Genomic DNA, 1,073 nt, shown 5'->3' with positions numbered 1-1,073 from the left:
AGCGATACCTGCAATGATTGGCTGTTCCATAGTGTCTTCTGCCTCAGTAGTAATGAGTGTACCTACATTTTCTTTAAATTCGTCGTCAAATGCGCCGTCGTCATCATTATCAAAACTTGATAATACGCGTAAAGGAACTTGATATTTTCCGGCAAATTCTACTGAGCGAATCTGTAAAACTTTAGAACCTAATGATGCCATTTCTAGCATTTCTTCAAAAGAAATACGATCGATTTTCTTCGCTTTAGGGGCAACACGAGGGTCGGTTGTATAAACCCCATCAACGTCAGTATAAATTTGGCATTCATCTGCTTTTAGGGCAGCTGCAATGGCAACACCAGAAGTATCTGAACCACCACGTCCTAGAGTTGTAGTATTTCCGTTGGCATCGAAGCCTTGGAAGCCTGCAACTACAATAACACGGCCTGCATCTAGGTCATTGGTCATGACATCTGTGTCAATCGACTCAATACGCGCCTTAGTAAATGCACTGTCAGTTTTAATACCGACTTGACGTCCGGTATAGGATTTAGCTTCCACACCAATCGAATTAAGTGCCATAGCTAACATGGAAATCGTCACCTGTTCACCAGTTGAAACCATTTGGTCTAACTCGCGTGGGTCAGGTGTTTCGGTAATGGCTTTAGCGAGGGCAAGTAAGCGGTTTGTTTCACCACTCATTGCAGATACGACCACAACAACCTTGTGACCGTGATCATGCCAACGCTTCACACGACGAGCAACATTTAAAATGCGCTCGGGGGTACCCATAGAAGTACCGCCATATTTTTGAACGATTAATGCCATATCGCCTAAACCCTTATAATTAAACGGGAAAAGTATATTCTTGCTTCCTTGGTTTCATTATATGTACACCATTATGTACATAAATGAAATTGCTGAGTTTATCTAGCAAGCCGTGATTCGGCGGACAGTATATAGTAACGTAAATATGCTAACAATCATTGATCTGGACTAATTTCATCAAGTTTGCTGATTGTTAGCTTCGGTACAACTTATATAGCTTTTTTTAGTTGCTTCTTTTGCTGGCATTCTTCCTCCCACTTCATTAC

The 1,073-nt window shown here is 41.6% G+C and carries 1 protein-coding gene; it reads right to left on the bottom strand.

What is annotated here, in order from left to right; genetic code table 11:
* On the bottom strand, window positions 1-807 hold an 807-nt coding region (locus tag VXQ92_RS20710; protein ID WP_416683038.1), incomplete at its 3' end, for an aspartate kinase.
* Between the last annotated feature and the right edge of the window lie 266 nt (window positions 808-1,073).

This window comes from Acinetobacter sp. 228 (assembly GCF_048147885.1).
This window is presented reverse-complemented; position numbering and strand designations above follow the sequence as displayed.